The 3,814-nt window shown below is 65.6% G+C and carries 3 protein-coding genes; 2 read left to right on the top strand and 1 reads right to left on the bottom strand.

Annotation, left to right across the window (positions count from 1 at the left end; translation table 11 throughout):
• Positions 1-313 precede the first annotated feature (313 nt).
• Positions 314-1,219, top strand: coding sequence for a drug/metabolite exporter YedA (gene yedA / locus AB4Y84_RS15765; RefSeq protein WP_442244022.1), 906 nt, complete (start codon positions 314-316; stop codon positions 1,217-1,219).
• Positions 1,216-2,115, top strand: coding sequence for an EamA family transporter RarD (rarD, locus tag AB4Y84_RS15760; RefSeq protein WP_442250411.1), 900 nt, complete (start codon positions 1,216-1,218; stop codon positions 2,113-2,115). The genes yedA and rarD overlap by 4 nt, the downstream gene beginning before the upstream one ends.
• Positions 2,116-2,251: 136 nt before the next feature.
• On the opposite strand, the gene AB4Y84_RS15755 is transcribed toward rarD, so the two are convergent.
• A partial coding sequence (locus tag AB4Y84_RS15755; RefSeq protein WP_442250410.1) for a TonB-dependent receptor domain-containing protein occupies positions 2,252-3,814 on the bottom strand: 1,563 nt, incomplete at its 5' end.

Here is a 3,814-nt window from a genome sequence, read left to right as displayed (position 1 = left end):
GTTGCCGGCGGAGCCCTTGAGGGTGTTGGAGATGGAACGCCGCAGGGCGGCGCCGTCGGTGCTGGGGACAGCGGATTGGGACGTAGTGCTCATCCGGGTGGGGATCCTCGATGCGGTGCGTCCATGCGGGAAATTGCGCTGCCAGGCGCGCGGTGCGCTGCCGGCCAGCCTCCTTGGTACTGCAACCCACGTCAACGCCGGGTGCCGGAAGGGCGGGCGGGGCATGGATGGATGACAGCGTGCCACTACATGGGCTGCCGGACCATAACCAAAACGTCCTAAAATCCGTGTTCCCCCAGCTCCCTGGTGTGTCATGTCGGCTCCCCCCGTTCCGTCTGCGGCTGCCCCACGGGGCGGCCTTGTCGTGCTGGCACTGCTGCTGGTCTACGTGGTCTGGGGCTCGACCTACCTGGGTATCGCCAAGGCCCTGCATGGCGGCGCGCTGCCACTGACGATGGTCTCCGGCAGCCGGTTCATCATTGCCGGCGGCCTGATGTACCTGGCGCTGCGCCTGTTCTGGAAGATGCCCAGACCCACCCTGCGGCAGTGGCGCAACCTGGTCATCATGGGCGTGACCATGCTGGTGCTGGGCAACGGCATGGTGGTGCTGGCCGAACGCGAGGTGTCATCCGGCCTGGCCGCTACCGCGGTGGCCTCGGTACCGCTGTGGATGGCGCTGTTCTCGGCCCTGCGCGGGCAGCATGCCAGCAAGGGTGAATGGCTGGGCATCGCCGTTGGCTTCGTCGGCGTGGTCTGGCTCAACGCCGGCAGCAGCCTGACCGCATCGCCCACCGGGCTGGTGTTGCTGCTGATCGCGCCGGTCGGCTGGGCGTTCGGCTCGGTGTGGGCACGCGGGCAGGACCTGCCGGGACCGTTCATGACGGCCGCCGGGCAGATGATCTGCGGTGGCGTGCTGCTGGTGGTGATCGGTCTGGTCGTCGGCGAGCGCCCCACCACGCTGCCCGATAGCGGTGGCCTGCTGGCGATGGCCTACCTGTGCGTGTTCGGTTCGCTCGTGGCGTTCACCGCCTACGTCTGGCTGCTGCAGAACGTGCGCCCGGCGCTGGCCGGCAGCTATGCCTACGTCAATCCGGTGATTGCTGTCCTGTTGGGGGCTGCATTGAATGGTGAACGCTTTGGTTGGCGCGACTTCCTGGCCATGGCGGTGATACTTCTGGGTGTGGTGGTACTGACGATGGCAAGGACACGCAAGCGATGAGCATGGACGAGAAAGAACAGCGACGGGGCCTGTTGATCACTGCCTCCACCTTCGTGCTGTGGGGGTTGGTGCCGGTCTACTGGCATCTGCTGAACGAAGTGCCGTCGTTCCAGATCATCGCCCACCGCATCATCTGGAGCACCGTGCTGGTGGTGGCCTGGCTGCTGATCGCATCACGGCTGGGCTGGTGGAAGAAGATCGCCGCGCAACCGCGCGCGCTGCCGATCCTGGCAGTATCGAGCCTGACCATCGCCTTCAACTGGGGCCTGTACATCTGGGCGATCAACGCAGGGCATGTGATCGAAACCAGCCTGGGCTACTTCATCAACCCGCTGGTGAACGTGCTGCTGGGCGTGCTCGTGCTGAAGGAGCGCCTGCGCCGCGTGCAGTGGCTGGCAGTGGCCATCGCAGCGGTGGGCGTGGCCTGGCTGACCATCGATGCGGGCACGCCGCCGTGGATCGCGCTGGGCCTGGCGTGCTCGTTCGGCCTGTACGGCCTGCTGCGCAAACTGGTGTCGGTCGATCCGGTGGCCGGGCTGGGCGTGGAAAGCCTGTACCTGTTCCTGCCCGCGCTGGGCTTCGCGCTTTGGTCGGAAAACGGCCATGGCGGTGGCTTCTTCGGTGGCTGGGGCTGGGCCAACGACCTGATGCTGATCTTCGGCGGGGTGATCACGGCGGTGCCGCTGATCGGCTTCGCCTACGGAGTGAAGCGCATTCCGCTGTCGCTGGTCGGCATCCTGCAGTACATCGCGCCGAGCCTGCAGCTGCTGCTGGGCGTGTTCTTCTTCCACGAGGCCTTCGACACCGGCAAGGCGATTGGTTTTGCGGCGATCTGGGCCGGGTTGGTCCTGTACGTCGGTGACAACGTACGGGCGATGYGCGGCGCGAAACGATAGCGCCTCCGGGGTCAGATCGCTTCGCGATGCGAAGGGAGCCGATCTTGTAAAAAAAGAACGGCGCCCCGAGGGGCACCGTTCTGCTTCCATCCACGGCCAGGAGAGAGTTGGCCGGGGCGGGAACGCGGTTGCAGGCTTAGAAGCGCTGCTGGTACTTCATGTACATGAAACGACCGATGTCGAAGCCACCGTAGTAGGTGAAGCTGCTGTTCGGCTGGCTGTACATGATCGGACCCTGGTGGTCGAACACGTTGTTCAGGCCCAGCGACACGGTGCCATCCCACGGCAGGCTGTAACGCACCTGCAGGTCGTGGAAGGTGTTGGAACCCACCTTGCGGCTCGGCTGTGCATCGGTATACGGCGAAACGAAGTCGGCCATGTTGCAGTCCGGGCCACCGCCCAGGTCGTACGAGCAGGCTTCCTTCATGCCCGAGTAGTAACGGGCGGTCCAGCCGATGCCCAGATTGCCGTACTGCCAATCCAGGTTGAAGGTCGAACGTACGCGGAAGTCACCGGCCCAGCCCACGCGCTGCTCCACCGGGGTGGTGGCGGCGCTGTCGTTGCGCTGCTCCAGGTAGTCGGTGTAGGTGGTGTTCCAGTTGATGGCGAACTTGCCGTATGCGGTTTCCGGCAGGCGGTAACGCACACCGATGTCATAGCCGGCGGTTTCGCGGTAGCCGGCGTTGACCAGCGAACGATCCAGCGCCGAAACCTGGCCGCGGGTGGCCGCAGCAGTGGAACGGGTGAAGCGACCGCATGCCGAATCCACGCCCTGCACGTAGCACTGGTTGAGGATGTCGGTAGCCGACTCGCCCACGATGGCGTTGTCGATGCGGATCTTCCACCAGTCCAGGCTGACGTCCAGGCCCTGCACGAATTCCGGGCTGTAGACCAGGCCGACGGTCCAGGTCTTGGCGGTTTCCGGCTTCAGTTCCGCGTTGGAACCGGAGTTGAAATCGGAGGTGGCCTGCTGGCCCGGGCGGTTGGCAAGGTTGCCATCCGAACCGGTCTGCTGACGGAAGTTGGCGGGCACGTTCAGCGCCTGGCAGCGTGCTGCCACGGTCGGGCTGCTGGCGGCGATGCCGAACTTCGTATCGCACGGATCGGTGAACGAATCGCGGCTGGAAACCGCGCCGCCGTAGAGATCGTCCACGGTCGGTGCACGGAAGCCGGTGCCGTAGGTGGCGCGCACCAGCAGGCTGTCGATCGGCTTCCACTTCAGGCCGAACTTGCTGTTGGTGGTCGAACCGAAGGTGTTGTAATCGGTGTAGCGACCGGCCAGGTCCAGCGACAGCTCGCGGGCGAAGGCCATGTCGGCCAGCAGCGGCACCTGCATTTCCAGGTAGACCTCGTTGAGCGAGTAGTCGCCACGGGTCGGCTGGCCGGTGGTGCCGGCGATCTGGCCCTTCTGCACCATCAGGTCCGGGGTGTAGCTGGCTTCTTCGCTGCGGTGCTCAAAGCCCATCGCGCCCATGATGTCGCCGGCCGGCAGGGTGAACAGCGAGCCGGAGATGTTGGCGCTGGCGACCTTGGTGGTGCTGCGCATCTTGTCGACGAAGCGGGTGAACAGGTAGTCCTGCACGTCCTGGTTGCCCAGCGAGCCCGGGCCGGTGTAGCCCATCGGCGCAGCCGGATTCCACGGCACGCAGCCGGCGATCACCGCACCCGGCGTACCGCAGCGGGCCACGTCGCCGTCCAT

The sequence above is a fragment of the Stenotrophomonas sp. 2YAF22 genome (assembly GCF_052114665.1).
Taxonomy (GTDB): domain Bacteria; phylum Pseudomonadota; class Gammaproteobacteria; order Xanthomonadales; family Xanthomonadaceae; genus Stenotrophomonas; species Stenotrophomonas indicatrix.
Note: the sequence above shows the minus strand (reverse complement) of the source record. Positions and strands in the feature narration are given on the sequence as shown.